The organism is Cypionkella aquatica, from assembly GCF_030161095.1.
Classification (GTDB): domain Bacteria; phylum Pseudomonadota; class Alphaproteobacteria; order Rhodobacterales; family Rhodobacteraceae; genus Cypionkella; species Cypionkella aquatica.
The window spans coordinates 254,756-277,750 of sequence record NZ_BSPP01000005.1; the positions used below are offsets into that span (position 1 = coordinate 254,756).

General features: G+C 57.8%; 32 protein-coding genes, 1 tRNA gene and 1 other RNA gene. 30 read left to right on the top strand and 4 right to left on the bottom strand.

The window, feature by feature from the left end; genetic code table 11:
* Positions 1 to 143: 143 nt before the first annotated feature.
* The 4 genes from ychF to QQJ98_RS08165 all read left to right on the top strand — a co-directional run bounded on the left by ychF (position 144) and on the right by QQJ98_RS08165 (position 2,973).
* Positions 144 to 1,241, top strand: a complete 1,098-nt coding sequence (gene ychF, locus QQJ98_RS08150; RefSeq protein WP_284324857.1) for a redox-regulated ATPase YchF — start codon at positions 144 to 146, stop codon at positions 1,239 to 1,241.
* Positions 1,242 to 1,574: 333 nt separating this feature from the next.
* The gene (locus QQJ98_RS08155; RefSeq protein WP_284324926.1) at positions 1,575 to 2,003 is read left to right on the top strand and encodes an RHS repeat-associated core domain-containing protein; all 429 of its coding nucleotides are present in this window, start codon (positions 1,575 to 1,577) and stop codon (positions 2,001 to 2,003) included.
* On the top strand, positions 2,000 to 2,551 hold the full coding sequence (locus QQJ98_RS08160; protein WP_284324858.1) for a hypothetical protein: 552 nt from the start codon (positions 2,000 to 2,002) through the stop codon (positions 2,549 to 2,551). Before QQJ98_RS08155 ends, QQJ98_RS08160 begins: the two co-directional genes overlap by 4 nt.
* Positions 2,551 to 2,973, top strand: coding sequence for a hypothetical protein (locus QQJ98_RS08165; RefSeq protein WP_284324859.1), 423 nt, complete (start codon positions 2,551 to 2,553; stop codon positions 2,971 to 2,973). The genes QQJ98_RS08160 and QQJ98_RS08165 overlap by 1 nt, the downstream gene beginning before the upstream one ends.
* Positions 2,974 to 3,118: 145 nt before the next feature.
* On the opposite strand, the gene QQJ98_RS08170 is transcribed toward QQJ98_RS08165, so the two are convergent.
* Positions 3,119 to 3,355, bottom strand: coding sequence for an ATPase, T2SS/T4P/T4SS family (locus QQJ98_RS08170; protein WP_284324860.1), 237 nt, complete (start codon positions 3,353 to 3,355; stop codon positions 3,119 to 3,121).
* Between the two features lie 52 nt (positions 3,356 to 3,407).
* Here QQJ98_RS08170 and QQJ98_RS08175 point away from each other — a divergent pair.
* A tRNA-Ser gene (locus tag QQJ98_RS08175) sits at positions 3,408 to 3,497 on the top strand.
* A gap of 605 nt (positions 3,498 to 4,102) precedes the next feature.
* Here QQJ98_RS08175 and QQJ98_RS08180 read toward each other — a convergent pair.
* The 3 genes from QQJ98_RS08180 to QQJ98_RS08190 are packed head-to-tail and all read right to left on the bottom strand — an operon-like array spanning position 4,103 to position 6,000.
* Complete coding sequence (locus QQJ98_RS08180) at positions 4,103 to 4,930, bottom strand: DNA adenine methylase (RefSeq protein ID WP_284324861.1); 828 nt, start codon at positions 4,928 to 4,930, stop codon at positions 4,103 to 4,105.
* 54 nt (positions 4,931 to 4,984) lie between these two features.
* Positions 4,985 to 5,218 (bottom strand): hypothetical protein, encoded by a 234-nt coding sequence (locus QQJ98_RS08185; RefSeq protein ID WP_284324862.1) that lies wholly within the window; start codon positions 5,216 to 5,218, stop codon positions 4,985 to 4,987.
* A gap of 26 nt (positions 5,219 to 5,244) precedes the next feature.
* Positions 5,245 to 6,000 (bottom strand): XRE family transcriptional regulator, encoded by a 756-nt coding sequence (locus tag QQJ98_RS08190; protein WP_348523130.1) that lies wholly within the window; start codon positions 5,998 to 6,000, stop codon positions 5,245 to 5,247.
* A 150-nt stretch (positions 6,001 to 6,150) separates the two neighbouring features.
* Here QQJ98_RS08190 and QQJ98_RS08195 point away from each other — a divergent pair, with 150 nt between their 5' ends.
* From QQJ98_RS08195 to QQJ98_RS08315, 25 genes are all read left to right on the top strand, one after another.
* Positions 6,151 to 6,447 carry a helix-turn-helix domain-containing protein gene (locus QQJ98_RS08195; RefSeq protein ID WP_284324864.1) on the top strand — a complete coding sequence of 99 codons (297 nt, stop codon included), beginning with the start codon at positions 6,151 to 6,153 and terminating at the stop codon, positions 6,445 to 6,447.
* Complete coding sequence (locus QQJ98_RS08200) at positions 6,444 to 6,797, top strand: uracil-DNA glycosylase family protein (protein WP_284324865.1); 354 nt, start codon at positions 6,444 to 6,446, stop codon at positions 6,795 to 6,797. The genes QQJ98_RS08195 and QQJ98_RS08200 overlap by 4 nt, the downstream gene beginning before the upstream one ends.
* Positions 6,797 to 7,159 (top strand): site-specific integrase, encoded by a 363-nt coding sequence (locus QQJ98_RS08205; RefSeq protein ID WP_284324866.1) that lies wholly within the window; start codon positions 6,797 to 6,799, stop codon positions 7,157 to 7,159. Before QQJ98_RS08200 ends, QQJ98_RS08205 begins: the two co-directional genes overlap by 1 nt.
* On the top strand, positions 7,156 to 7,386 hold the full coding sequence (locus QQJ98_RS08210; protein WP_284324867.1) for a hypothetical protein: 231 nt from the start codon (positions 7,156 to 7,158) through the stop codon (positions 7,384 to 7,386). The genes QQJ98_RS08205 and QQJ98_RS08210 overlap by 4 nt, the downstream gene beginning before the upstream one ends.
* A gap of 49 nt (positions 7,387 to 7,435) precedes the next feature.
* Positions 7,436 to 8,287 carry a ParB/RepB/Spo0J family partition protein gene (locus tag QQJ98_RS08215; protein ID WP_284324868.1) on the top strand — a complete coding sequence of 284 codons (852 nt, stop codon included), beginning with the start codon at positions 7,436 to 7,438 and terminating at the stop codon, positions 8,285 to 8,287.
* Entirely contained in the window at positions 8,287 to 8,754 is a 468-nt protein-coding gene (locus QQJ98_RS08220) for a hypothetical protein (protein WP_284324869.1), read from the top strand. Before QQJ98_RS08215 ends, QQJ98_RS08220 begins: the two co-directional genes overlap by 1 nt.
* Entirely contained in the window at positions 8,751 to 10,904 is a 2,154-nt protein-coding gene (locus tag QQJ98_RS08225; protein WP_284324870.1) for a Mu transposase C-terminal domain-containing protein, read from the top strand. Before QQJ98_RS08220 ends, QQJ98_RS08225 begins: the two co-directional genes overlap by 4 nt.
* Before the next feature lie 34 nt (positions 10,905 to 10,938).
* Positions 10,939 to 11,715, top strand: coding sequence for an AAA family ATPase (locus QQJ98_RS08230; protein ID WP_284324871.1), 777 nt, complete (start codon positions 10,939 to 10,941; stop codon positions 11,713 to 11,715).
* 1 nt (position 11,716) lies between these two features.
* Positions 11,717 to 12,295 carry a helix-turn-helix domain-containing protein gene (locus QQJ98_RS08235; RefSeq protein WP_284324872.1) on the top strand — a complete coding sequence of 193 codons (579 nt, stop codon included), beginning with the start codon at positions 11,717 to 11,719 and terminating at the stop codon, positions 12,293 to 12,295.
* Positions 12,283 to 12,663: a hypothetical protein gene (locus QQJ98_RS08240; RefSeq protein ID WP_284324873.1), complete on the top strand. Its 381-nt coding sequence runs from the start codon at positions 12,283 to 12,285 to the stop codon at positions 12,661 to 12,663. The genes QQJ98_RS08235 and QQJ98_RS08240 overlap by 13 nt, the downstream gene beginning before the upstream one ends.
* 1 nt (position 12,664) lies before the next feature.
* On the top strand, positions 12,665 to 13,294 hold the full coding sequence (locus QQJ98_RS08245; protein ID WP_284324874.1) for a DUF3164 family protein: 630 nt from the start codon (positions 12,665 to 12,667) through the stop codon (positions 13,292 to 13,294).
* Positions 13,294 to 13,932: a hypothetical protein gene (locus QQJ98_RS08250; protein WP_284324875.1), complete on the top strand. Its 639-nt coding sequence runs from the start codon at positions 13,294 to 13,296 to the stop codon at positions 13,930 to 13,932. Before QQJ98_RS08245 ends, QQJ98_RS08250 begins: the two co-directional genes overlap by 1 nt.
* A gap of 16 nt (positions 13,933 to 13,948) precedes the next feature.
* Entirely contained in the window at positions 13,949 to 14,221 is a 273-nt protein-coding gene (locus QQJ98_RS08255; RefSeq protein ID WP_284324876.1) for an HU family DNA-binding protein, read from the top strand.
* Positions 14,222 to 14,228: 7 nt separating this feature from the next.
* Positions 14,229 to 14,304: hammerhead ribozyme type II (locus QQJ98_RS08260), an RNA gene on the top strand.
* Between the two features lie 7 nt (positions 14,305 to 14,311).
* Positions 14,312 to 14,890 (top strand): hypothetical protein, encoded by a 579-nt coding sequence (locus QQJ98_RS08265; RefSeq protein WP_284324877.1) that lies wholly within the window; start codon positions 14,312 to 14,314, stop codon positions 14,888 to 14,890.
* Positions 14,883 to 15,182: a hypothetical protein gene (locus tag QQJ98_RS08270; protein WP_284324878.1), complete on the top strand. Its 300-nt coding sequence runs from the start codon at positions 14,883 to 14,885 to the stop codon at positions 15,180 to 15,182. The genes QQJ98_RS08265 and QQJ98_RS08270 overlap by 8 nt, the downstream gene beginning before the upstream one ends.
* Positions 15,179 to 15,607, top strand: coding sequence for a regulatory protein GemA (locus QQJ98_RS08275; protein WP_284324879.1), 429 nt, complete (start codon positions 15,179 to 15,181; stop codon positions 15,605 to 15,607). The genes QQJ98_RS08270 and QQJ98_RS08275 overlap by 4 nt, the downstream gene beginning before the upstream one ends.
* Positions 15,607 to 16,032 (top strand): hypothetical protein, encoded by a 426-nt coding sequence (locus QQJ98_RS08280; RefSeq protein ID WP_284324880.1) that lies wholly within the window; start codon positions 15,607 to 15,609, stop codon positions 16,030 to 16,032. Before QQJ98_RS08275 ends, QQJ98_RS08280 begins: the two co-directional genes overlap by 1 nt.
* A complete protein-coding gene (locus QQJ98_RS08285) occupies positions 16,029 to 16,421 on the top strand; it encodes a hypothetical protein (protein ID WP_284324881.1) in 393 nt (130 codons plus the stop codon). Before QQJ98_RS08280 ends, QQJ98_RS08285 begins: the two co-directional genes overlap by 4 nt.
* A gap of 95 nt (positions 16,422 to 16,516) precedes the next feature.
* Positions 16,517 to 17,557: a peptidoglycan recognition protein family protein gene (locus tag QQJ98_RS08290; protein ID WP_284324882.1), complete on the top strand. Its 1,041-nt coding sequence runs from the start codon at positions 16,517 to 16,519 to the stop codon at positions 17,555 to 17,557.
* Positions 17,558 to 17,586: 29 nt separating this feature from the next.
* Positions 17,587 to 17,832 (top strand): hemolysin XhlA family protein, encoded by a 246-nt coding sequence (locus QQJ98_RS08295; RefSeq protein ID WP_284324883.1) that lies wholly within the window; start codon positions 17,587 to 17,589, stop codon positions 17,830 to 17,832.
* Positions 17,819 to 18,322 (top strand): DUF1804 family protein, encoded by a 504-nt coding sequence (locus QQJ98_RS08300; protein WP_284324884.1) that lies wholly within the window; start codon positions 17,819 to 17,821, stop codon positions 18,320 to 18,322. Before QQJ98_RS08295 ends, QQJ98_RS08300 begins: the two co-directional genes overlap by 14 nt.
* On the top strand, positions 18,319 to 19,968 hold the full coding sequence (terL, locus tag QQJ98_RS08305) for a phage terminase large subunit (RefSeq protein ID WP_284324885.1): 1,650 nt from the start codon (positions 18,319 to 18,321) through the stop codon (positions 19,966 to 19,968). The genes QQJ98_RS08300 and terL overlap by 4 nt, the downstream gene beginning before the upstream one ends.
* Positions 19,965 to 21,398, top strand: coding sequence for a phage portal protein family protein (locus tag QQJ98_RS08310; protein ID WP_284324886.1), 1,434 nt, complete (start codon positions 19,965 to 19,967; stop codon positions 21,396 to 21,398). Before terL ends, QQJ98_RS08310 begins: the two co-directional genes overlap by 4 nt.
* 110 nt (positions 21,399 to 21,508) lie before the next feature.
* Positions 21,509 to 22,897 (top strand): PBECR2 nuclease fold domain-containing protein, encoded by a 1,389-nt coding sequence (locus QQJ98_RS08315; RefSeq protein WP_284324887.1) that lies wholly within the window; start codon positions 21,509 to 21,511, stop codon positions 22,895 to 22,897.
* Positions 22,898 to 22,995: the final 98 nt, after the last annotated feature.

The following is a 22,995-nucleotide window of genomic DNA, read 5'->3' on the forward strand; positions in this document are numbered from 1 at the left end:
TTTCACATTGGCCCAAATGCGCCCACCAGAGGCTGCAACAAAGCCGCGCGCCCCGGATTACAAAGGGAAAGCCTTGACCGCACCGCCACTCCTGCCTATGCCGCAGGCGGTCTTGGCATTCAGCCAGCAAAAGAGGTGCCGCTATGGGTTTCAAAATGGGTATCGTTGGTCTGCCGAATGTCGGCAAATCCACCCTGTTCAACGCGCTGACCCGCACGGCGGCGGCGCAGGCGGCGAACTTCCCGTTCTGCACCATCGAGCCCAATGTCGGTGAAGTGGCGGTGCCGGATGCGCGGCTGGACAAACTGGCGGCGATTGCGGGCAGCAAACAGATCATCCCGACCCGGATGACATTTGTCGATATTGCGGGCCTTGTGCGGGGTGCGTCGAAGGGCGAGGGCCTCGGCAACCAGTTCCTCGCCAATATCCGCGAATGTGATGCGGTGGCGCATGTGCTGCGCTGCTTTGAAGACGGCGACATCACTCATGTCGAGGGCAAGATTGACCCGGTGGCCGATGCGGAAACCATCGAGACCGAACTGATGATCGCGGATATGGAAAGCATCGAGCGCCGTTTGACCGGGTTGGCAAAGAAGCTGCGCGGCGGCGATCAGGACACTTTGGATCAAGATCGCCTGCTGCGCGCAGCACTGAAACTGCTGGAAGCGGGGCACCCGGCGCGTAACCTTCAGGTAGCCGAGGAAGATCAGCGGCAATGGCGGCTGTTGCAGCTGCTGACCTCCAAGCCAGTTTTGTATGTCTGTAATGTCGAGGAATCCTGTGCGGCGGACGGCAATGCCCAATCGGCCCGCGTGGCCGAAATGGCTGCCAAACAGGGTGCCGGGTCGGTGGTGATCTCGGCCAAGATCGAAGAAGAGATTTCCCAGCTCGCCGATGACGAAGCCGCGATGTTTCTGGAAGAAATGGGGCTGCACGAGGCGGGCTTGGACCGTTTGATCCGTGCCGGGTATAAATTGTTGGGTCTGTCGACCTATTTCACCGTCGGCCCGAAAGAAGCCCGCGCCTGGACGATCCACAAGGGCATGCTCGCCCCGCAGGCGGCTGGGGTGATCCACGGCGATTTCGAGAAGGGCTTTATCCGGGCCGAGACCGTCGCCTATGACGATTATATCGCCGGCAAAGGTGAGGCCGGGGCGAAAGAAGCGGGCAAGTTCCGGGTGGAAGGCAAGACCTATGAGGTCAAAGACGGCGATGTGCTGCATTTCCTGTTTAATGGCTGAGACCTGCCCCCGGTTGTCCACGCGTGGACAACCGGGGGGCTCTAAATATATCAAGGGGTTATGGATACCCCGTTAAGCTTTTGTTCATCACTGCCCATTTGCATCGCCTAACCGCTGCCCGCAAAGACCGAAGGCTTCGCCCCCGCCGCCAACTGCACCACCGCCCCCTCAGCGGCGCAAAGCGTCACGGTTTATGCAGGCCTGATCGAGGTGCGGGATTGGTGAGATACCGAGGATAAGGCGATCTACGCCTCTCCGCTGCCGAACATCCGCCTCGTCTACTACGCCAATGCCACCTACGCCACCGCCCTGCACCGCGCCGCTTTGGGCACCGTGCGCGGTGTCACTCAGTTCACCACCGATGCCGCCACGCCTTCCAAACAAGGCAAAATGACCGAACGCTCGGTGTTCCGCCCCTATGGCGAGGCGATCACCTACGACGCTGACATTGGCGTCGCGAACGGGAGCAAAGGCTACATCGGCGAGCGCTACGACGGCGACGCTGGCCTGCAATGCCTCAACGCAAGGTATTACGACCCCAAACTCAGCATGTTTATCCAGCCCGATTGGTGGGAGGTGATGAAGGCAGGGGTGGGGACCAATCGGTATGGGTATAGCTTCGGCGATCTGGTCAATAAGAGTGATCCGTCAGGGCATCAAGCAAAAGAACGAGAGCCATCTTGGTTCGATAGGGCAGTCGGTTCGTCGGTACAGCTTTCTCTGAAGCTGTCCTCGGAGGGCGAACTGATAGGTATGCCGTGACAGATACGGCAAAAAATACTGCCAAATCTGCTCCAAACATGATTCCGGGCAAAGTGGCCGCCAATCGAGCTGAAGAAGCATTTTTGCGCGGTGACTACTTGAGCGCAGCCACTTGGGAGCTATCAGGTATGGCGGAAGTTGCCGTGGCCGTTTATACTGGAGCGGTATCAACTGCTGCTCGTGCCCCTACATTAGCAACTGTTTCAACTGAGACAAAAGTTCTTCAATTAGGCGGTCCTTACAAAGACGTCAAAGGTATCCCTGGATATGAAGCTCATCAAACGCCAGCGAACTCTGTCAGTCCACTACCGACCGGAAAAGGGCCTGCCGTTGCGATGCGTGTTGAGGATCATCAGATGACCGCAAGTTGGGGTAACTCAAGGGAATCTCGAAACTATCGTCAAGCACAAGCGGATCGAATTTCTCAAGGCGATTTTCGGGGTGCGCAGCAAATGGATGTAGATGATATTATAGGTAAGTTTGGAAATAGATATAATCAGGCAATAGAACAGATGCTCAACTATTCGGAAAGCGAGGGACACTACTGATGGATTTTCAAATTTTTCCACTTAAGGGTGTTGGCTTAATAAAGTTTGACATGAGCCCATATGAAGTTCGAGCTATAATTGGCAGTGAGTATAAGACATTTAAGCGAACATCCCAGTCTTCGTTCCCTTGTGATTTTTTTCAATCCGATGGAATATTCTGTTATTATGATTCAAGTGGGCTATTGGAAGCAGTGGAATTTTCTGGCCCTGCCAGACCTAAAATAGGTGATGTGGACATTTTGGGCGCAGCTTTTGGCAAAGCTGTTTCTTTACTCTCTGGTCTTGATGATCAAACTGTACTCGAATCCGATGGTGCGATTGCATATCAGCTAGGGATAAGTATTTTTGCGTCACTGGCGAAAGATGACCCATCGGCTCCTATTGAAAGTTTGTTGGCATTTCGATCAGGATACTATAACTAGTCCAGCGAGCGCTTTTGTCAAAGTAAACTAGCATAAGATGGTCTGTTACAATCCCTAACAAGACCTTAACATCCCACCCTAACCCTATGAATCCAAACACATAAAAAAGGTCCCGACTCGGGACCGCCCCTCACCCTTCCACCAGTTATGCCCGCAGCCGCCGCTCCCCCACCCCGGTGCCGCCACAACCCGAGCACCCCGCCCCGCCGCATGTCCCGCTGGGCATCACCTGCGACTCCTGCCCCGGCACCCCCCGCAACACATCCCGCAGCAAAAACTCCGCCACCCCCAAATTCCCCAACCGCGCCACCGCCCCTGCCGCCGCATTGGTATGCGAGGTCGACAAAACCAACCGCCGCCCAGCCGCAAAACCGCACCCCACCCCCGCTTTCCCTCTTGCCCCCGCCCCCCTGCCCCGCTAAATAAAGCCCGTCGGAAGCGTGGCTGAGAGGCCGAAAGCACTCGGTTGCTAACTGAGCGTAGGGGGAACCCTACCGTGGGTTCGAATCCCACCGCTTCCGCCAATACCCAGTTTCTGATAGTGTCACGCAGTCCCGCATTGAGTTATTTTATCCAATTATTTCCGTGCGTTGCGCGGAATTTGGGTTTCCGCGCGTCCCACTGAGTCTCCCTCAGGTTGCCTGAATCCCGGTTTTGAGCTAGGACAGAAGCTGTAGGGGGGGACTACCTTTGTCATCTCCATTGAAAAGAGCCTGTCACTGCCCAAGGCATTGAGAACACCAGAGAAAAGAGCTGTAAAAGCTGACGGTGGTAGTGTGCGGCGATGAAAGATGGTCGATGAAATGGCGGGCAAATCGCGCATCTACCGCGCAGAATATTTCATTGTGCTGGCAGAGTCCGCGCATTGCCTAGCACTTGGCTAACACTCAATGAAATAAAGGCTTTCGCGCTGATGAATGGCCACAAAGTAAGCTCGGCAAAGGCTGTGTTGGGCGGCAGGAAGGTTGATCGTTAGGCAGCAAACTCCGAAATCCATGCGGAGTTTGCTGCGTCATTTCGGAGTTTGCGCAAGCCTTTGAAAGGACACTGGAAAAACGCAGGCATGATGCGATGATGCAAAATGCGGACTCCGAACTGCTCTTCCGAGTATTGCGTTAGAAATTGCGCCTTACGGGGCGTTCCTAACGGCCAGCGGCCAGTTGGAAATTAGCAGTTCAGCCCGATCACTGACCTCGCCCGTGCGGTTAGTGATGCTGTAAGTGGTGGTCACCCCCTCAATATGGAAGGCGGTGAATATCTCACGGATTTCGGGCACGTCATTGATCGAAAGGATAAAGCGGCCTTGGATGTGGCTGAGCTGATCGGCCATGCGGGCGAAGCTGGTGCGGTCGAACATCGCCTTGCCATAGTCCGTTTCGCAGCCCCAATAAGGCGGATCACAGTAGAACAGCGTGCCAGGGCCGTCATATCTGCGGATGAAATCAGACCAGTCCAGGCACTCAACCACAACGCCTGCAAGGCGGCTGTGCAGGTCTTCGAGCATCGGCTCCAGCGTGGTCAGGTTGAAGCGGCCGGGGCGGTCTTTGGATACGCCGAAATTGCGACCTGAGACTTTACCGCCGAAGGCAGTGCGCTGGAGGTAAAGGAAGCGCGCGGCACGTTCGAGGTCGGTGAGCGTTTCAGGGTTGGTATCGACAAGTCGGTTGAACTCCGCCCGTGTAGTCAGTTGGAACCGCAGAACTTCGAGAAACTGCGGATAGTGGCGCTGGAGAATGCGGAAAAGGTTGGCGACATCCCGGCCATAGTCGTTGATCACCTCGGCCTTGGGGCGCTGGCTGCGGCGCAAGAATATACCGCCCATGCCGACGAAAGGCTCGGCATATGTCGTGCAGGGTGTGGCGTCGATGATAGCGCATATGCGCTTGGCTAGGTTACGTTTTCCCCCGAGCCAAGGGGCCACGGGGGAGATCGCGTTTGCGGGATTTAGGGCGTTCATGATTGTCCTGGCTCATTGGGAGAGCCTGGAACATATCAGGAACAATCCTGCGTGTCAGCCAAAGAAGCCCTTCTTTATCGGCGCTTCAGGTTTTGGCGTCAGCACACTAGGACCTCTGGCCAGCTCGTTCTTGCCATTCTGAAGGATGCCGAAGGAGGTTAGGCTGACACCCTTGCGAAGCAGAATGTGATGGGACTGCGCACCGGCTGCGAGCAAGCAAACCGAATATCCGCAAACATCCCAGCCGTCTGCTAGCAATTTTCCGAGTTCATCATCATCGGGAATCATCAATTTCGCTCCTGCATGTTGCAATTTTAAAATTTGCTGACGGCGGCATACACCCGTCCGATAACGGTCATTCTCGACACGGTTTCGAGATCAAGGTTGCGTGACGGATACTTACCGCTGTTGTCAGAGAGCAGATTTATTGTGCCGTCTGGGAGGCGCTCGATCCGTTTAACCATCAAATCACCCGCCACATCAAAGACATAGATAAAGCCGTTTCGAACATCTTTCTTGGAGGTATCGACCAACATCGGCGCGCCATTCATGATGGTGGGCTCCATGCTGTCGCCTTGAGCAGACAGTATTACCGCAGATTCTGGCCTGACGCCTAGATCAGCAAGCCAGTTTGGCTCGAAGGCTATGCGTGTAGTTGCAGTTTCGTTGATTGCAACTGAGCCATGACCGGCGGATGCGCGCACCTCATCATAAAGGGGGATGGTAACCATATCGGACATGGCACCTTCGTTCGGGTGCTCTTGTTCAGCCAGCAATTCCTTAGCCTCTGCCCGACGTTGTGCTTGTACTATGACGTCAAGGGCCGTGCGGAACATCTGGCCTTCGCCGTTTATTACCCAATTCATGTTCACATTGAACAGGCGGCTGTAGGCAGCAAGTGTGTCTGCATCAGGGGTGCGATCTCCGCGCTCGTAATACGCGATACTGTTTTTACTGACGTTAAGTTGTGCAGCCAGATCATCGCGATCCATGTCTCCCAAAGCCTGCCGAACAGACCTAAGCCGCGCAGCGAGGGGCGTTTTCGGCTCGTTTTCAGGTCTAGCCAACAATCCACCATTTAAACAACAAATGGTGTTTACTAAGCACCATTTGTTGTTTATCCATTATTTATGCGGCCCGTTCAAAAAGGCCGCTGTTGCGTTTCAAGCCTCAACAAAAGGCGAGTGTTTGCGGCACCCGCCCAAAGCTGGAGAACCCCGATGAATAATCAGACCTGGTCGAAGGCCAGGATCAAATGCGCCCTGGAAGAAAAAGGCATGACCATGACCGGTCTTGCCCAACTCCAAGGTATTGACCCGTCCCACTTCCGGCACGTCTGGAACCGGACCAATCGCCCTGCGGAGGCAGCACTTGCTGAGTATCTCAGCGTCCCCGTCGCAGAGCTCTTCCCGGACCGTTATCCCATCAGAAAGTCTCGCATCCTTTCTAAGGAGAATGAGGCCCTGATTGCCAGTAAAAAAGCACAACGTGAAGCTGACAAGCGGGAGGCGGCATGACCCTTCGTTTGTCAGTAAACCGCTGCGGCTTTGACATGGGTTCGGGCGAGTTGCGCGATGCGATTGCTGACTTGACCCTGTCGGCCAGCGAGATCGGCGCGGCCATCGGCATGCTCAACGCGACCGTCTCGGCCCCCCCAACTGAAGTGCGCGCCACCGCGTCGGCCCTGCGCATTCATCGCAACTGGTTGTTGGAGCAGGTCGAACTGCTGCGCGCGAAGCTGCGGCTATGTGAAAAGCGCGCTCGTGAGGCGGTGGTTCGCCGAACCGTCGAAAGCATGACGGTGACGCTTTTCCCGTCACCACATGCGCCGGTGATCAAGACTCGCGAAGAACGGGCGGTGCAGTGATGGGCGAAGTGTTGCAGCTGCGCGTACCCGCCATCAAACTCGGTCATGATGACGTGATCCTTGTGCCGCGTGAGACCAACACCGAGGCCGCGAGGGCAGTGCTGGCTCGGCCCAGCCTGCACACCGAGAACATGATGCGCGCTGCCTGCATCTGGCTGCGCGATAACAGCGACTGGATCGATCAAGAACGGGCGCGGCATGTCTTGAAGATGCTGGACCGTCAAAAGATCGAAGATGCCAGCTGGGCGCGCGAAAAGCGCGAAATGTACATCATCGGACTGTTTGCGGCGATCTGCCTGATCGGTATCGCGATCTTCGACGCCGCATGGGGCGCGCATCTGGCCGCAGGGGTGGCGCGATGATCAAGCTGCTCACGTCTGCACAGCAGGCTGCGCTTCGCGAGATCGACGCTGAAAAAGTCACAAAGCGCAACTGCGGAATTGGCGCTTGGCGCATCTTTGGGCCAGTTCAACCGACCGTCGTTGGGCGCGTGATCAGCATGAAACTCGCTGAGTGGGCCAAGGCGGAATACGGCGAAATCTGCGTTTTAACATCCGCCGGTCGTCAAGCCTTGTCGCTTAATCAATAGCACCGCGCGATCAACGCGCGGGCATTCCTTAGTGTTTACAGGCACCTAAATGACAGAAATTCACTACATTTCCCTTGATCATATCGAGGTTCCGTCCGACCGGGCGCGTGATTTTGACCCAGCATGGGCGGAAGGGCTGGCCGCGGTCATCGCGGTGCAAGGTTTGCTGCACCCGATCCGCGTAAGGTCAGATGGCGACGGCTATCGCTTGATCGCCGGGCGGGTGCGCCTTGAAGCCTATCGCCTGTTGGATCGGCGGGAAATTCCAGCCACTGTTTCCGACGCGCAAACCGATGATGAGGCGCTGCTGGAAGAGGTAATGGAAAACCTCGGTCGTGCAGAGTTGATCGCATTGGATCGCTGCCACCACCTTCATGGTTTGAAGCAAGTCTGGGAACGATTGCATCCGCAATCCAAGCGTGGCGGCGACAAAAACGTTAAAAAGGGCAAAGAAGGGACCAAACTGCAAAGTTTGCAGTTTGGTGAAAAGCCAGCGGAGGTCTTCGGTTTTGCCGAGGTGACCGCGAAGAAAATCGGCCTCTCTGCTCGAACAATCATGATGGCCGTCAAAATCTGGTCCGACCTGACGCCAGACAGCCGCCAGCGGCTGGCAGGCACGCCTTGGGCGGAGAAGCAGTCAGAGCTTATGCTGCTCTCAGGCGAAAAACCCAAGCGCCAAGCGGAAATCCTCGACAAGCTGCTGGCGCAAAACGCCCGTGTCTCCTCGGTGGCCGACGCGATGGGGTTGCTCAACAACGGCGTCATCTTTGATGATGTCGAGCGCAAGTTCCTGACGGCTAACAAGGTTTTTGGGAAGTTGGCCGATCCGGTGCTTGATCGCCTGATCGCCGCCAACCAAGAGCGCATCGTCGCCTCCCTGCAGCGTCAGGGTCGCATCTGATGACCCGGCACCGCGACCCTTTGACCAAAGACCTCTTTAGCTGGCAGCCGCCTAAGGTGGCTGTTGGCTATGGTCCTGATGTTGCTGGGCGCGGAGCCTTGGAAAACAAGATTGCGCGGCTGATTTCGCGTGCGCTGCGTGATGCCAGAGCAGAGGGGCGACTGGACCGCGCTGATATTGCGGGCCGCATATCGCTTTATCTGGGGCGCACGGTTTCAGAGGCAATGTTGAACAAATGGTCGTCAGAGGGCTCAGAAGATCATCGTATCCCGTTGGACGCGTTCATCGCCCTTGTTGATGCAACAGGTGCGAAGGATTTGCTGGGCTTTGTGCCGGGTGAGTTCGGGCTGACGGTCATTGAAAGCGAATACGCTGAAATGATCGAAGAGCAGCTTTTGGACGAGCATATCGAAGAAATGCAGTCGCGCAGACAAGTGCTTTCGGCGCGTCGGAGGGTGCGGAAATGACGCAGGTTTTCTTCACAGCACGCGAGTTGGCCGAGGTCGCCACAAAGCGCGGCGTTACCGCCTTCCCGCAAAGCGAGCGTGGCGTTCAAGTTCATGCGGCCCGTGAGGGCTGGATAGATTTGCCGCCGAACCTTTGCCGTAAGCGCAAAGGCCTTGGCGGTGGGCGCGAGTATCACCAGTCTCTACTGCCATTTGAATTGCAGCAGGCATTGGCCAGCAGAGATATGAAAGTGCATCGGGCTGCAGAAGTCCTGCAGCGTCAGGAATCTGATGGTCGCAAACTCGCCACCCTGAAAACCGCCTCGCTTTCCGCCCGTCAGCGCGGCGTGATGGAAGCCCGGTCGCAGGTTCTGTTGGCGATAGAAGCTTATCAAATCCCGCGCGGTCAATCGCGTGCATCGGCGGTCAAGGACTTCGGCTTGGCTCAGGCAGAGTTTCGACATTGGCTGACCGATCCAGAGATGTTTGGGCTGACAGAGGCAGTCCTTACGATGGCCAATGATCGGCAGAAAGGTGACCAATCAATCAGCATCCGCACCATCCAGCGCTGGTTTGCAGCGCGTGAAGCACGCGGAGTCGCAGGACTTGCTCCGGTTGTCAGCAAAGAAGCCGATCCTGTACCGCCAGGCTTTGTGGATTTCCTGAAACACTATGCTATCGGCTCCAAACCGCACGCCACCGAGGCGCTCGCCGCCTATATGGACACCAACCCAGCATTCCCGCTGACCATTGATCAGGTGCGCCACACCCTGAAGGTCAAGCTGAACGACATCGAAAAGAACGTCGGACGCGAAGGATTGCTGACGCTGCGGTCGCGAATGGCCTATATCCAGAGGACGACCGAGGGGCTTTGGCCGACCACGATCTACACCGCCGATGGCAAAACCTTTGACGCCGAAATTGCCGATCCGGTCAGCGGCAATGCTATCCGCCCGGAAATCACCTCGGTGCTTGATGTCGCCACGCGCAAATGTGTTGGCATTGCGATCTCGCGCAAGGAAAACGTCATTGCGGTGGTCGAGGCTCTGCGCCGATCTTGTACCAGCAACGGTGTCTGCGCGATTTTCTACACCGACCGAGGGCCGGGGTACAAAAACAAGACCGTTGACGGCGATGTCGGCGGTTTGATGGGACGCCTCAGCATCACCAAGATGCACGCGCTGCCATACAATTCGCAGGCCAAAGGCATCATCGAACGCTTCAACGGCACCTGTTGGAACCCGCTGGCCCGTCGTTTGCCCACCTACATCGGCGAAACGATGGACAAGCAGGCCGGGAATGCGATCCACAAGCTGACCCGTTCGGAAATCAAGCAATTCGGTCGTTCGAACAACCTGCCGACGTGGGAGCATTTCCTTGCGATGTGCGAACAGACCGTCACGGAATACAATGATGCACCGCACAGTGGCCTGCCAAAGATCGAAGACCCGATCACCGGAAAAATGCGGCATATGTCGCCCAACGAATGCTGGGCCTCGCATGTTGCATCGGGTTTTGAGCCCGTCACGATTGATGCTGACGAGGAAGACGATTTGTTCCGGCCCTATGAGGTGCGGATTTGTCGCCGAGCTTTGGTCGAATGGAACAAAAACCAGTATTTCCACACTGATCTGGAGGCTTGGCACAGCCGCAAGGTCTGGGTTGGCTATGATCTGCATCGGGCCGATAAAGTTTGGGTTCGTGAGTTCGAGGAAGAAGACGGTCAGCCGGGCCGCTTGATCTGTGTGGCTGAATTCTCGGGCAACAAAGAGCGTTACATCCCCCACACCTATCAACGCGAGGCGGAAGAGAAGCGCGTCAAAGGTCAGCTTAAGCGGATCGGCAAAAAGCAGCAGCAGATCGTTGAACAGTTGGACGATGCCCGGCTCATTGATCTTGGGGTGGCGATGCCCATGCCCGTTATCACGCCGGAGCCAGAATTGGCCGAAGTGGTGCGACCGATGAATTTCCCCAAACCGAAGGCGGTGCCACGCGCGCAGCACCCGGATGTCGAGCTGGCGTTCGATGTGTTGGCTGACGCCTCAAAGCTCACCAGTGGGCGGCGTCAGCTTTTGCTGGACCTGACGGCTGGTCGGGCGGGGCGTGAGTTTTTGAGAATATCAGGCGTGGACCTTGCCATGTTGGACGACCTGCTGAGGTCCGCCGCCTGATCACTGACGAGCAGTAGAAGAGAGGACAGAATAAATGAAACAGGGCTTCGTTGAAACAAGAAACTACACAAAGTTCATGGAGGGCATGACCGCGCTTGAGGCGCGCGGGTCAGTTGAATGCCGGTTGGTCGTCGTAGACGGACTTCCGGGGTTGGGCAAAACGACCATCCTGCATCGTTGGGCGGCGATGGAAGATTGCATCTATTTGCGCGCCAAGACCGAATGGTCAGCGTATTGGATGATGTCCGAATTGTTGATCGGCCTCGGTGTTTCTGACGCTGAAATCCCGCGCGGTCATGAAAAACGCTTCCGCGCATGTATCGCCGCCCTCTCTGAACGCTTGGCACGCGCGCAAACCGCGCGTCAGCAATTTGCCATCGTCATTGATGAAGCGGACCACGTTTCTGGCAAGTCCGCATTGGTCGATACAATCCGCGACTTCACAGATCTGACCGAGGTACCCTTCGTGCTTGTCGGCATGGGGCGCATCCGGGACAATTTGACCAAGCACCCGCAGACTGCCAGCCGGATCAGTCGCTACATCCGCTTTGAACCTGCTGGCATTGATGATGTTCAGGTCTTCCTAGATCGCAAATGCGCGATACCTGTGGCCCCTGATCTTGCCAGCTTTGTCGCGCAGGCAACTCGTGGCTTTAATCGGGAAATTCTTGAAGCCATCGTGTCAATCGAACGCTTTGGCCAGCGTAACGCTCCCGCAGGCCCCGAGGGGCTGACGCTGCGGGAAATGGCTGGTGAGCATTTGATCAATGACCGGAAATCGGGTCAGGCAATCATGGTGCCGGGTCGCTGAAATGGTCGAAGCATCCACTCAGACACAAGTGCTTTATGGCGTCGGATCGGCTTGTCTATCTATTGATGCGTTGGCCGCAACCATTGAGCGTCCGCGCTACAAGATTGCCAAAGCATTGCATCGGCTGATTAATCGCGGCCTGATCGAGCGCCGGGAAGAAGGTTGCTTTACCGCAACCGCCGCAGGGCAAGCCTTTATCGCAGGCGGCGCGGAAATCCCAAACGGCGCGCCAACCGCTGAAGCAGCTTGCCGCAAGCCAGTGCGAGGCACCCTGCGGCAACGAGCTTGGCAGGCCATGCGGGTCCAATCCTGTAGCTTCACGATCCGCAAAATCGCCATGCTGGCGGCGCGTGACGAGGTCAACGCTGAACAGGATTTGCACAAGTGGTATCGCGCGCTTGAAGCGGCCGGATATTTGCAGCGCCAGCCGCGACGCGAGGCTGGAACTGCGACGACCAGCAATGGCCTGCTCCGATTCACTTTGCTGCGCAATACCGGGAATATCGCGCCGGTCCACAGCATCAAATACGGCTGCATCCGCGATCCGAACACCGGGGAGGATACGCCATGCACAAAGTAGCGCTTGGGCTTGATCTTCCCGATCCTGAGTGGGTGCAGCTGCTGCGCACGGAAGTCGATGTAAAGCGCCGCAGCATTGCAGCTGTCGCCCGTGACATCGGCATGCCGCGCCCTTCGCTTTCGATGCTGCTGTCAGGCACCTATCCCGCTGGACTGGACAAGGTTTCAGCCAAATTTGCGGCGGTCGTCATCTCGAAGTTTCGCGGGCAGGTGCTGTGCCCACATTTGCGCAAAGGCATCGGCATCGATGTCTGCAAAGGCCATGCCTTGGCACCCATGAAGATGTCTGCCCCGGACGAATTGAAATTCTGGGCGGCATGTCGCGCGTGCCCCCTAAACCCAATCACCCAAACCAAAAAGGAGGCCTGAAATGGCAGCTGACTTCATCATCACCGGCGATCACCCGACCCACATGCTCGACAGCAAAGGGCGCGCGGTTCCCGTCGCCAACGTCAAAGACGCGGACAAGCTGATCTCGCAAACCGTCGATAAAATTCATGGATTTGCGGACGATTTGAACGGTCAGGTCGAGCGCTTCAAAGGCCATACTTATGACGACGTCTACACCACGGTCGCTCTTTTGGCCGAGCATTATGGCGTCAAGCGCGGCGGCGAGAAGGGCAATATCACCCTGACCAGCTTTGACGGCCTGAAGCGTGTCAGGATTAGCATTGCTGATCAGGTGGCGTTCGGCCCCCAGCTGCAAATCGCGAAACAGCTGGTCGATCAATACATTGAGGAATTCCGGGACCGCATCCCGGATGAGATCATGCCGCTGCTGACCCATGCTTTTCACATGGAAAAGCCGGGCGTGGTAAATTCTGACGCGGTCTACGGGCTGCAAAACCTCAAGATCGAACATCCGATCTGGGAACAGGCTATGCGCGCGATCACCGATAGCCGCGTGCTCATCGGGTCCAAATCCTATGTCGTGATTGAACGGCGGGCAGATTATGGCGCGGCGTGGAAACAGGTCACCATCAATTTGGCGAAAGCCTGATGGGCATGCAGATCCCATTTCACACCTCGCGCGGGCCGGTTGATCTGGCGATGCTTTGTCCAGGTGATTTCGCCGGGTCGATGATCGCGGAGGCGCTTTCCAAGATCAACCGCTTCACGGGCCACAGCCGATTGCCGTGGTCAGTTGCCGCGCATTCGCTGCTGGTGGAAGCACTCTGCCCCACCAAGGCGCTGAAAGGCTGGGCGCTGTTACACGACGCACATGAGGCGTTCCTTGGCGATATCACGACGCCTGCTTTGGAGTTGATCTGTGCATCAGGCAACCCCGTGGCGGTCCAGAACGCGATCAACAATGCCAAGGGCCGCATGGACCGGGCAATCGGGGCGGCGTGGTCATGCGCACCACAGCCGATGAGCTTGGAAATCCGCCGTGCTGACTGGATCGCGCTGCAGGCCGAGCGGCTATACTTTTTCAAGGAGCCTCTCCCGGCGGAACTCACCGAGGACGAACGCCGGGACGCTTTGCATGGTGCTGCGCTGATCCTGCGCCTGCCACATGGCTCCGATTGGCTATGGGCCGCGCGTTCGTGGCTGAACCGCGCACAAGAACTTCAAATCGACGGGCTGCTAACGCTGCCCAGCGAGACTGCCCCGTCCAGCACGTCGCTGGTCGGTTAACCCCAAGGAGGAACCTATGGGCACTGTTAACAAAGGCAATATTATCCGCGAAATCGCCACCAAGAGTCGCGTCCCCGAGGTCGTGGTCAAGGACATTCTTGAGCAGTTTCTTGACGGCATCACCGCGCGCGCCGAGGCAGGCGACACTATTTCGCTGATCGGATTTGGCAAGTTTCAGGTGAAAGCACGCCCGGCACGCCCGGGTCGCAATCCGGCCACCGGCGTTCCGATGGAAATCCCAGAAAGCCGCAAGCTGACCTTCAAGCCATCCCCGAAGAAGGTGGCCTGACCGTCCCTTGCGAAACCCCGCCCGGATCACACCGGGCGGCGGTCGGTGCGGCGTGGTGGCCGTGTCCTGATGAGCAGCCCGGAGGTAGAGATGAGCTATATGTTGCGTGACCGCCCCGATGGGCAATTTGAGATCGTGCTGTCCCGGCCGATCCTTGTCGGCATTTTTCCCGAGAAGGATGTGGCATCGCGGGTCATGTTCTTCCTTCAGGAAGAAGAGATCGAGTTGCCCGAGCAAGCCGTCTCGTCATTCGGTCAGGCTTTGCGCGATGCAGCAGCGGCTGAGGCAGAGACACAGGCTTCGCTTCTGGATGTAGTTGAGGTGAAACGGGCCTCCCCCCCCCTGAGGCATACACCTGCCGTTGTGGCAAAGCCGAAGGTGCCTGCTGTACGGCCAAAGACCGCGCCTCTGATGGTCGTCTCCGACCGCCTGACCGAAGCTCAGTTGGAAGAGGCTTTCGCGCGCATCAGTTCGGGCGAAAAGCTCAATCTGATCGCTCCGACCTTCGATCTGACCGTTGGGCAGTTGCGCTCGGTCTGGGCGCAACAATGTCGCAAGCTGCAGGAGCATTTGGCGGGCGGCGGCAAGGTGCCATGCGCGATGTGTAAAACACCGTTTGTCCCGTCGATTTCTCACCCCGACAGCTGCGCGCGGTGCAGCCGTGACTGATGGCATTTACACCCCAGATGAAATCAGTGCGTGCCAAGCCGCAATGTCTAAACCGGCACCCATTGAGGCGTTGATGCTGTTGGCATCGGGCAGAGTCGTCGCTCATGTTAGTGACGATGGCAGGCAGGTGTTTCTGGACACCCTCGATGGGCAGAAGATCCGAGATCGCGGGCACAAAATGTCCATCGCAGGGGCTTGGCCGCTCTATATTGCCGGAATGATTGATAAAAACTGCGCCCTCTCGGATGCAGGTCACGCGATCCTGGCATCTGCTGCAGGTGAACCGGCATGAACACCACAGCCATCATCAACATCGCCAAAGGCCAACTGCAGATGGTCGAGGACGATTACCGCGCCATGCTGGCCCGCGTGACGGGGAAGGTCAGTTTGCGCGTCATGACCGAGCGTCAGAAACTTGACGTTCTTGACGAATTGAAGCGCCTCGGTTTTCGGGTGAAATCCGGCGGGCGCAAACTTCCGGCCTCTGTGAAGCCCTATGTGCGGTTGATCCATGCTCTATGGAAATCCTGCCATCGCCTCGGAGTGATCGACGATGCTTCACGCCCGGCGCTGCGGGCGTTTTGCAAGCGTTTCGTCGCCCCCGATGACGCTTCGGTCGCGGTTGATCCTGATCTGCTCGATTCAGTGCAGGCCACACCGATCATCGAAGCGCTGAAAAAGATGGAACAGCGCGGCAAAGCCCGGAGGGCTGGCTGATGGCAATGCGGTCAATTCGGGCGAAAAACGCCGATATCCAGCGTGCGTGGAGCAACGTCGAGGTGCTCCTGCCGGAGGCAGCTGCCAACCTTGGCATGTCTGTCGATTGTCTTCAGGACCGCGCTATTGCGCTCGGCTTGCCCCAGCGCCGCACAGGTCGTCGCGAGGTCATCCGCCCACATCAAGAAAAGGAATTCCGCCTGATGTGGCGGGCAGGCGTGGCGGCGCGTCAGATCGGCGCGCATTTCGACTGCAGCTATTTCGCGGTGGTCAATACCGCTGTCAGGCTCGAACTGGAGGCGCGTGGCGCAGGTTTCAGGCCCCGTATGACGCTCTCGGCCTACTGCGAGGTGCGGCTCGGTGTTGCGATGCGCGCCAGCGTTGCCGCTGAATCTGTCCATCAAAAAGGGGTGGTCAGGGGATGACCCAGCAGCTGCCCGTCAATGTTAACGCTCTGCCGATGTCGCTTGTCGATGTCGCGGAGACGCTTGGCATGCGGGTGGCTCTGGCCTTGATCCAACACTTCGGCGGGCTGGAGGTGAAATTCCCTGTGGCACCCAAGGCGGATCACCCCGTCATTTTGGCTCTTGGTGAAACCGATGCGCTTGCGCTATGCCAGTTTCTGTCGGGCAATCAGATCTACGTCCCACACGCCCGTGCGCCAAAATCGGTGCGGGCTGATGTGATGCGGATGGAAGCGCGCGGCATGGATCGCGCTTCGATTGCGCGGGCCTTGGGCGTGTCTACCCGGCATGTGCGTCGGGTGGCAAACAGCCGTGACGATAAGCGTCAACCCGATCTTTTTTCAGAATAATCGCCAGACCGGACCTGATGTCCGGGCAACTCGCACCCCACGCGCGAGGCATACCCCGATCATAGCGCTTTCCCTCTGATCAAGGTTGCCCCTCTGTGTCCTACACCTTCAAAAAGCCCGCCCGCCCGGTCACGCGCGTTTTCGTGCATTGCTCGGCCTCCGACAATCCAGCCCATGACAACGTTGCCACGATGGACGCTTGGCACAAAGCGCGTGGCTGGTCCGGCGTCGGTTACCATTTCTTCATCCGCAAAGACGGCACGCTGGAAATGGGCCGTGATCTGGAAAAAATCCCGGCAGCTCAAGAGGGCAACAACGTCGGCACAATCGCGATCTGCCTGCATGGCCTTCTGGAGGAAAAATTCACCGAAGAGCAGTTCAAAACGCTGCGGTCTTTGTGCCGTCAGATCAACAAGGCATATCGCAACATCATGACCTTCCACGGTCATTGTGAGGTAGCAAACAAGACCTGCCCCGTTATCGACTACCGCAAAGTATTGGGCTTGGACCCCAAGGCGCATCTTAACGATATCACGATGGCAGCTGATTATCAGGTCGCGACGGTCCCGCCGCTGGATGGCGAAGGCCTTGAGGTGCTCGAAAGCAATGTGGTTTCGATGACGCTGGGCAGCAAAGGCGAGCTTGTGAAGCTGTTGCAGCAATCCTTGGCAAAGCTGGGCTACTTCGCCGGTGCGTTGGATGGTGATTTCGGCGCACGCACGCGGTCAGCCGTCTTGGCCTTCCAAGCCGACAACCATCTGATCGCCGATGGCATTTTTGGCGCATTGTCGCGTGAAGCGATGACAGTGGCAAAACCGCGCGCCGTAGCGCCGCAGCGGGCCATGGCCTCGCTGGCCAGCTTGTCGGCGGGTGGCAGCCGCATTGCCAGTGCGTCGATTGCCAACGCGGTCGTCGGCACGCTGGTAGGCGGTGGCGGCGCGATTGCCGTTATTGATCAGCTCACCGGCGCGGTGTCGCAGATCACTGGGCAATCCAATGCGATTCAAAAGCTGTTTGCTGATCACGGTTTGATCGGCGGCGGTGTCATCCTCGTGGCAGGCATCTTTATCGCTTGGCAATCCTGGCGCGCAGGGCAAGCCCGCGTTGAAGACCAGCGCACCGGCAAGACGGCCTGAAGGCCGCTATCGAGCAGAAAGGCTCTTAAGTGTCTGATATTTCGCAATTCGTAGAACGGCTGCAAAACGCCCATCAGCGGCTGGACCTGCATGATGGGCGCATCAACCGGCTGGAAGTTAATACGGCCGAGGAGAAAGTGCGCGCCGTGAACATCGAGAAGTCGCTCACCAAAATTCAGGACGGTATCACTTGGGTACTGCGCTTGGTGGTGGGTGCCTTGATCCTTGCGGCAATCGGCTTTGCGCTGAAAGGTGGTTTCCATGTCGGTCCGTGAAGACGCCCGCCGTAAAGCCCGCGGCGATTACATCTATCGCCGGATGACCGGCTCCACGATCTCGATTGCGTACGGCATCTCTGAGGCCACCTTCGGGCGCTGGAAGAAAGCGGCCAAGGATGAAGGCGATGATTGGGATAAAGCGCGCACCGCCTCTGTGATCGCCGGTGAAGGCATTGAGACCGTGGTATCTTCGGTCGTCGAAGACTTCATGATCATGGCGCAATCCCTGCTGGATGACATCCGCGACAATCCTGAACTCACCACAGCGGCCAAAGTTCAGCACCTGGTCGCGCTTGCAGACGCCATGACCAAGATGACGTCAGCTGCGCGCAAGCTGGCTCCGAAAATCTCCGAGCTTGGTGTTGCCCAGGATGTGATGGGGCATTTGCTGGAGTTCGTGCGTCAGAATTTCCCGCAGCACGCCGCTGCGATCTTGGAGATCATCGAGCCTTTCGGTGAACGCTTGGCTGGGCTTTACACGTCATGAAGCGTCCGCAGCTGAAGGCGGCTGTCAGCAAAAAGGATTTCAAAGATCGCCTTGCCGTAATGGCTGGCGATTTTTCCCGCTGGATTGAACTCAGCGTCGATGACTTCCCGGCCGATCTCGCCGCCAAAGCTGAACGGTTGCGCCGTGTGCGCGCCGAAGATGGTTTCCAGTATTTCTTGGAAACCTACCTGCCGCACTATGTGCGTGGCGAGCATAGCTTGTTTCACAAGCACATTTTCGCTCGCGTGCCGGAAATCCTCGGCAGCCCAAAGGGTGTCCGGGATCTGTTCATCGCACCGCGCGGCTCGTCCAAATCGACCCACCTGTCGTTAGGTTTTGCACTCTATTGCATCGTGCTGGGCAAAACCCGCTACTGCCTCGAGGTCTGTGACGTCTATGCGCAGGCAGCGCTGCTGATTGAGGCGCTGAAGGCCGAGCTGACCACCAATCCGCGCTTGAGCCATGATTTTCCTGACGCTTGCGGTCAGGGTCGCGTCTGGCGCGAGGGCGAGATCGTCACCCGCACCAATATCCGAGTCGAAGGCTTGGGCGCGTTGCAGAAGATCCGGGGTCGTCGCCACGGGCCGTATCGGCCTGACCTGATGTTTTTCGATGATCTGGAAAATGACGAAGCAGTGCGCAACCCAGATCAGCGTAAAAAGCTGGAAACATGGATCACGCGGGCAGCCCTGAAAGTCGGCCCGCCCGATGGCTCGATGCACGTCATCTGGGTCGGCACCGTGCTGCATTTCGACGCGGTGCTGGTGCGCGCGGCAAAATCGCCAGTTTGGCGGGTGACTGAGTTCCAAGCCGTGGTCAAATGGCCGGATCGCATGGATCTTTGGGACCAGTTTGAAGAGGCTTACAACAACGACGGCGAAGAATCTGCCACGGCCTTCTATAGCGCCCGCAAGGCCGAAATGGACGCGGGCGCTATCGTCAACTGGCCCGGCATCCAGTCCCTCTTGTTCCTGATGCTGGAACGCGCGGCCTCTCATGACGCTTTCCAGACCGAATACCAAAACAAGCCGCTGAGTGAGGGCAACCCATTTGGCAAGCTGATCTATTGGGTCCAGCCGATGCGCGAGTGGGTGCATTTCGGCGCTATCGACCCTTCGCTCGGCAAGAAAGGCAATGGCCGAGACCCGTCCGCTATCTTGATCGGCGGAATGGATCGGCTGACCGGCAAGATGGATGTGGTTGAGGCGTCGATCCGCAAACGCCTGCCCGACATCATCATTTCTGACACCATCAAAATGCAGCGCGATTATCGGTGTCTTTTGTGGTTTGTGGAATCGGTGCAGTTCCAAGAGTTTCTGCGCACCACGCTGATGATTGAGGCGGCAAAGCAGGGCGTGGGCATTTCGGCAATCCCGATCATCCCCAACAGTGACAAGAACCTGCGCATCGAGCGGCTGCAGCCGCCGATCTCGGCCGGGCTGATCCGTCTGCATCCTACACAACAAACCCTGATCGACCAGTTACAGCAATGGCCGAATGCCGATCACGATGACGGACCCGACGCGCTCGACATGCTGTGGCAAAATGCGCTGCTCTATTCGGGCGGCGCGTCGGCGGGCGGCGGCGGGCATTTGATGACGGCCAATGACAGCGCGCGCGATTCATACGGAGATTACAGGCTATGAGCCGCAAAAAAGACCGCCGCACCGCCGCCTTTGCCGAGGCGGCACCCCGCACGAACTTGCCGGTTGAAGCCCGCACCATGATCGCCAACGCGACCAACGATATCACCATCCCGTTTTTCAACGGGGCTTTGCAACATGCCGACGACACGCTGATCAAACGCGGCGGCGGCAAAGGCCTGAAGATCTATGACGAAGTGGCGCAAGACCCGCATGCCGGGGCGATGCTGCAAAAACGCCGCTCCAGCCTGACGGCGCGGGAATGGGCTGTCACCGCATCCTCCGATTCGGAACTGGATCAGCAGGCCGTCGAGGTGGTGCGCGAAATCTTGGCGTCGATCCCGTTCGACCGGATTTGCGAAGACCTGCTTGATGCCACCTTGAAGGGCTTTGCAATTTCTGAAGTGGTCTGGGCGCGTAAGGGAAATCGGATCGTGCCCGCCCAGGTCAAATCGCACGACCAGCGCCGCTTTGCGTTCGGTCAGGATTGGCGGCCGCGCCTGTTGACCTGGGCAAACATGCGCGACGGGATTGAGTTACCAGAGCGCAAGTTCATCGTTCACCGGCATGGCGTCAAAGGCAACAATCCCTACGGCCTCGGGGTTGGTTCTCGGTTATTTTGGCCGGTGCTGTTCAAGCGCGAAGGTGTGGCGTTCTGGCTGCACTTCCTCGACAAGTTCGCTGGCCCCACGGTCATCGGCAAAACGCCCTATGGCACCATCAGCGAAGAACAGCGCCGTTTGCTGAATTCGCTGACATCGATCCGCACCAGTTCGGCAATCACCGTACCCATCGGCACTGACGTATCCTTCCTTGAGGCCGCACGCGGCGGCTCGGTAAGCTATCAGGAATTCTTAACCTATTGGGACAAGCAGATTTCGATCTGCGTCACCGGCGAGACGCTGACCACCGATATCGGCAAATCGGGGTCAAAGGCCGCGTCAGAAACCCATGCCGATATGCTCGACATGCTGGTCGATAGCGATGCTGATTTGCTGACCGACTCCTTAAGTGACACGCTGATCCGGTGGATCGTGGAATATAATGTGCCCGGAGCCGGGGTGCCAAAGGTCAGCCGAGAGCGTCAGGAAAGTGCCACCGCCCGCGCTGCCGCCCGCAAGGCAATGGCCGAAGCGGAAGCGGCAGAGGTTGATACACTTGTCGCGATCCTGACGCTGGCCGCGCGCATCGAGGACGACGGCCAAGCGCGCGACTTCCTCGTCGGCTTCGAGGTTGTCACACGAATGGCCGATGCTTCAATCGACCAACTGGTGATCGCACGCGTGGCATTTGCCGCCGCAACACCGACGCGCGGGCCAAAGCCGCCGGCTGTTACGACTGACAATCCCGCAGCCTTTGCCGACGGCTCAAAAAAAAACTTCCGCAGCATGATCATTGCTGCTTTGCCGCCGAGGACGGGCCAGTTGATCTGATCACCGATCAGCTGGTCCAGCAGACCAAGCGGCTCTTAGAAAAGCGCATTGAGGCGATCCGTCAGGCCGTAACCGCTGACACTCTTGATCAGGCGCGCGCCAAACTTGTGATGTTGGCGGCGAACTGGACGCCTGACGCGCTGGCAAAGCAGCTTGCCGACGCGATGGAGCTTTCAGCCTATTCCGGGCGCGAAGCGGCGTTTCAGGATGGGGATGTCTCCCCAAGTTTTGCAGCGACGGCCGTCAGGCTGACCTTCCGCGAACAGGTGGATTTCCTGCGGCAGAAACGGCCGACACCGAGCAAATGGTGGCTCGATACCCTGCAAGGCAACCATGATCGGTCGTTCGTCATCGCGGGTGCGACTGACGTTGCCATGCTCGAGGAGTTTCAGGACGCATTGGCAGGTCATGCCGAGAACGGCGGTCGGGTAGAAGATTTCGCCGCTGATTTTGACCGCCTCGTTGAAAAGTATGGCTGGGATTATCGCGGCGAGCGTGATTGGCGCATCCGCACCATTTTTGAGACCAACATGCGCACCAGCTTCATGGCGGGTCGCCTGAAGCAAATGCGCGACCCGGATGTGGTGAAGCTGCGTCCGTTTTGGCAGTATGTCCATGCCGACAGCCGGATTCCGCTGACGCCGCGCAAGCTGCACACTGATTGGAATGGCCACGTTCTGCGTTGGGATGATCCGTGGTGGGACACCCATTTCCCGCCGAATGATTGGTTGTGCAGCTGTGGCGTCAAATCCCTGTCGCGCGGCGATTTGCGCCGCCTTGGTAAAGATGGCCCAGATGAAGCCCCGCGAGATGCAGTGATGCCGGTCATCGATCCGGCCTCTAAGCAGATGATCATGCAGCCTGCCGGAATCGGCTATGGTTGGGACTACATGCCCGGAGATCTGTGGGAGCGCGGTTTGGTGCCATCGGCCCTGATCGACGAAGGGGGAGGTGCCGCAGCCGGTCTGCGCCAGTTGGTGTCCATCGATACGCCGGAGCCGATTGCCGATCTTGTCGCGCGCGCTCGCCCAACCACTGCCAAGCTCTTGGCCCCAGACTTGCCAGTCGAAGACTATGTGACGGCCTTCCTGAAGCCTTTTGGCGCAGAGATCGGCCGGGCTGTGCTGTTTACGGATGCAGCAGGCGTGCGGATGCCGATTTCGGATCAAATGCTGCGCACCCGCGATGGTCAGTTCAAGGCCCTGAAGCGCGGACGCGAAATCTATGCGGCGCTGATGGCTGAGATGATCCTCGACCCTGATGAGATCTGGATCGGCCTGATTGAAAAGGCCAATCCGGCAAACCGGGCTGCATCTGATATCTGGCTGGACCGGCGCTATATCCGGGCCTACCCGGATTTGGGCTTTATGGCTGCATTTCAGGTGGGGCGGAAATGGTGGGAAGAAACCACCGTCTATCCCACCGCAGGGTCCACCAGTGAGCCGTTCAAAGGGCTTGATGTGCGTCGTGGTGGCAAGTTGATCTGGAAAAGAAAATGACGGCCCACGGTGATTTGGGCCGTCATGTCGGGGAGCTCCCAGGAGTATCACCACTCGCCGCGTTGCCGACACCAGTAAAATAGCCCGAAATTAGAGGA

What these genes read in the sequence shown, in the direction of transcription:
- ychF (WP_284324857.1), top strand. Translation starts at nt 144, where the DNA reads ATGGGTTTCAAAATGGGTATCGTTGGTCTGCCGAATGTCGGCAAATCC.
- QQJ98_RS08165 (WP_284324859.1), top strand. Translation starts at nt 2,551, where the DNA reads ATGGATTTTCAAATTTTTCCACTTAAGGGTGTTGGCTTAATAAAGTTT.
- QQJ98_RS08180 (WP_284324861.1), bottom strand. Translation starts at nt 4,930, where the DNA reads ATGAACGCCCTAAATCCCGCAAACGCGATCTCCCCCGTGGCCCCTTGG.
- QQJ98_RS08185 (WP_284324862.1), bottom strand. Translation starts at nt 5,218, where the DNA reads ATGATTCCCGATGATGATGAACTCGGAAAATTGCTAGCAGACGGCTGG.
- QQJ98_RS08195 (WP_284324864.1), top strand. Translation starts at nt 6,151, where the DNA reads ATGAATAATCAGACCTGGTCGAAGGCCAGGATCAAATGCGCCCTGGAA.
- QQJ98_RS08200 (WP_284324865.1), top strand. Translation starts at nt 6,444, where the DNA reads ATGACCCTTCGTTTGTCAGTAAACCGCTGCGGCTTTGACATGGGTTCG.
- QQJ98_RS08205 (WP_284324866.1), top strand. Translation starts at nt 6,797, where the DNA reads ATGGGCGAAGTGTTGCAGCTGCGCGTACCCGCCATCAAACTCGGTCAT.
- QQJ98_RS08210 (WP_284324867.1), top strand. Translation starts at nt 7,156, where the DNA reads ATGATCAAGCTGCTCACGTCTGCACAGCAGGCTGCGCTTCGCGAGATC.
- QQJ98_RS08215 (WP_284324868.1), top strand. Translation starts at nt 7,436, where the DNA reads ATGACAGAAATTCACTACATTTCCCTTGATCATATCGAGGTTCCGTCC.
- QQJ98_RS08220 (WP_284324869.1), top strand. Translation starts at nt 8,287, where the DNA reads ATGACCCGGCACCGCGACCCTTTGACCAAAGACCTCTTTAGCTGGCAG.
- QQJ98_RS08225 (WP_284324870.1), top strand. Translation starts at nt 8,751, where the DNA reads ATGACGCAGGTTTTCTTCACAGCACGCGAGTTGGCCGAGGTCGCCACA.
- QQJ98_RS08230 (WP_284324871.1), top strand. Translation starts at nt 10,939, where the DNA reads ATGAAACAGGGCTTCGTTGAAACAAGAAACTACACAAAGTTCATGGAG.
- QQJ98_RS08235 (WP_284324872.1), top strand. Translation starts at nt 11,717, where the DNA reads ATGGTCGAAGCATCCACTCAGACACAAGTGCTTTATGGCGTCGGATCG.
- QQJ98_RS08240 (WP_284324873.1), top strand. Translation starts at nt 12,283, where the DNA reads ATGCACAAAGTAGCGCTTGGGCTTGATCTTCCCGATCCTGAGTGGGTG.
- QQJ98_RS08245 (WP_284324874.1), top strand. Translation starts at nt 12,665, where the DNA reads ATGGCAGCTGACTTCATCATCACCGGCGATCACCCGACCCACATGCTC.
- QQJ98_RS08250 (WP_284324875.1), top strand. Translation starts at nt 13,294, where the DNA reads ATGGGCATGCAGATCCCATTTCACACCTCGCGCGGGCCGGTTGATCTG.
- QQJ98_RS08255 (WP_284324876.1), top strand. Translation starts at nt 13,949, where the DNA reads ATGGGCACTGTTAACAAAGGCAATATTATCCGCGAAATCGCCACCAAG.
- QQJ98_RS08265 (WP_284324877.1), top strand. Translation starts at nt 14,312, where the DNA reads ATGAGCTATATGTTGCGTGACCGCCCCGATGGGCAATTTGAGATCGTG.
- QQJ98_RS08275 (WP_284324879.1), top strand. Translation starts at nt 15,179, where the DNA reads ATGAACACCACAGCCATCATCAACATCGCCAAAGGCCAACTGCAGATG.
- QQJ98_RS08280 (WP_284324880.1), top strand. Translation starts at nt 15,607, where the DNA reads ATGGCAATGCGGTCAATTCGGGCGAAAAACGCCGATATCCAGCGTGCG.
- QQJ98_RS08285 (WP_284324881.1), top strand. Translation starts at nt 16,029, where the DNA reads ATGACCCAGCAGCTGCCCGTCAATGTTAACGCTCTGCCGATGTCGCTT.
- QQJ98_RS08300 (WP_284324884.1), top strand. Translation starts at nt 17,819, where the DNA reads ATGTCGGTCCGTGAAGACGCCCGCCGTAAAGCCCGCGGCGATTACATC.
- terL (WP_284324885.1), top strand. Translation starts at nt 18,319, where the DNA reads ATGAAGCGTCCGCAGCTGAAGGCGGCTGTCAGCAAAAAGGATTTCAAA.
- QQJ98_RS08310 (WP_284324886.1), top strand. Translation starts at nt 19,965, where the DNA reads ATGAGCCGCAAAAAAGACCGCCGCACCGCCGCCTTTGCCGAGGCGGCA.
- QQJ98_RS08315 (WP_284324887.1), top strand. Translation starts at nt 21,509, where the DNA reads ATGTTGGCGGCGAACTGGACGCCTGACGCGCTGGCAAAGCAGCTTGCC.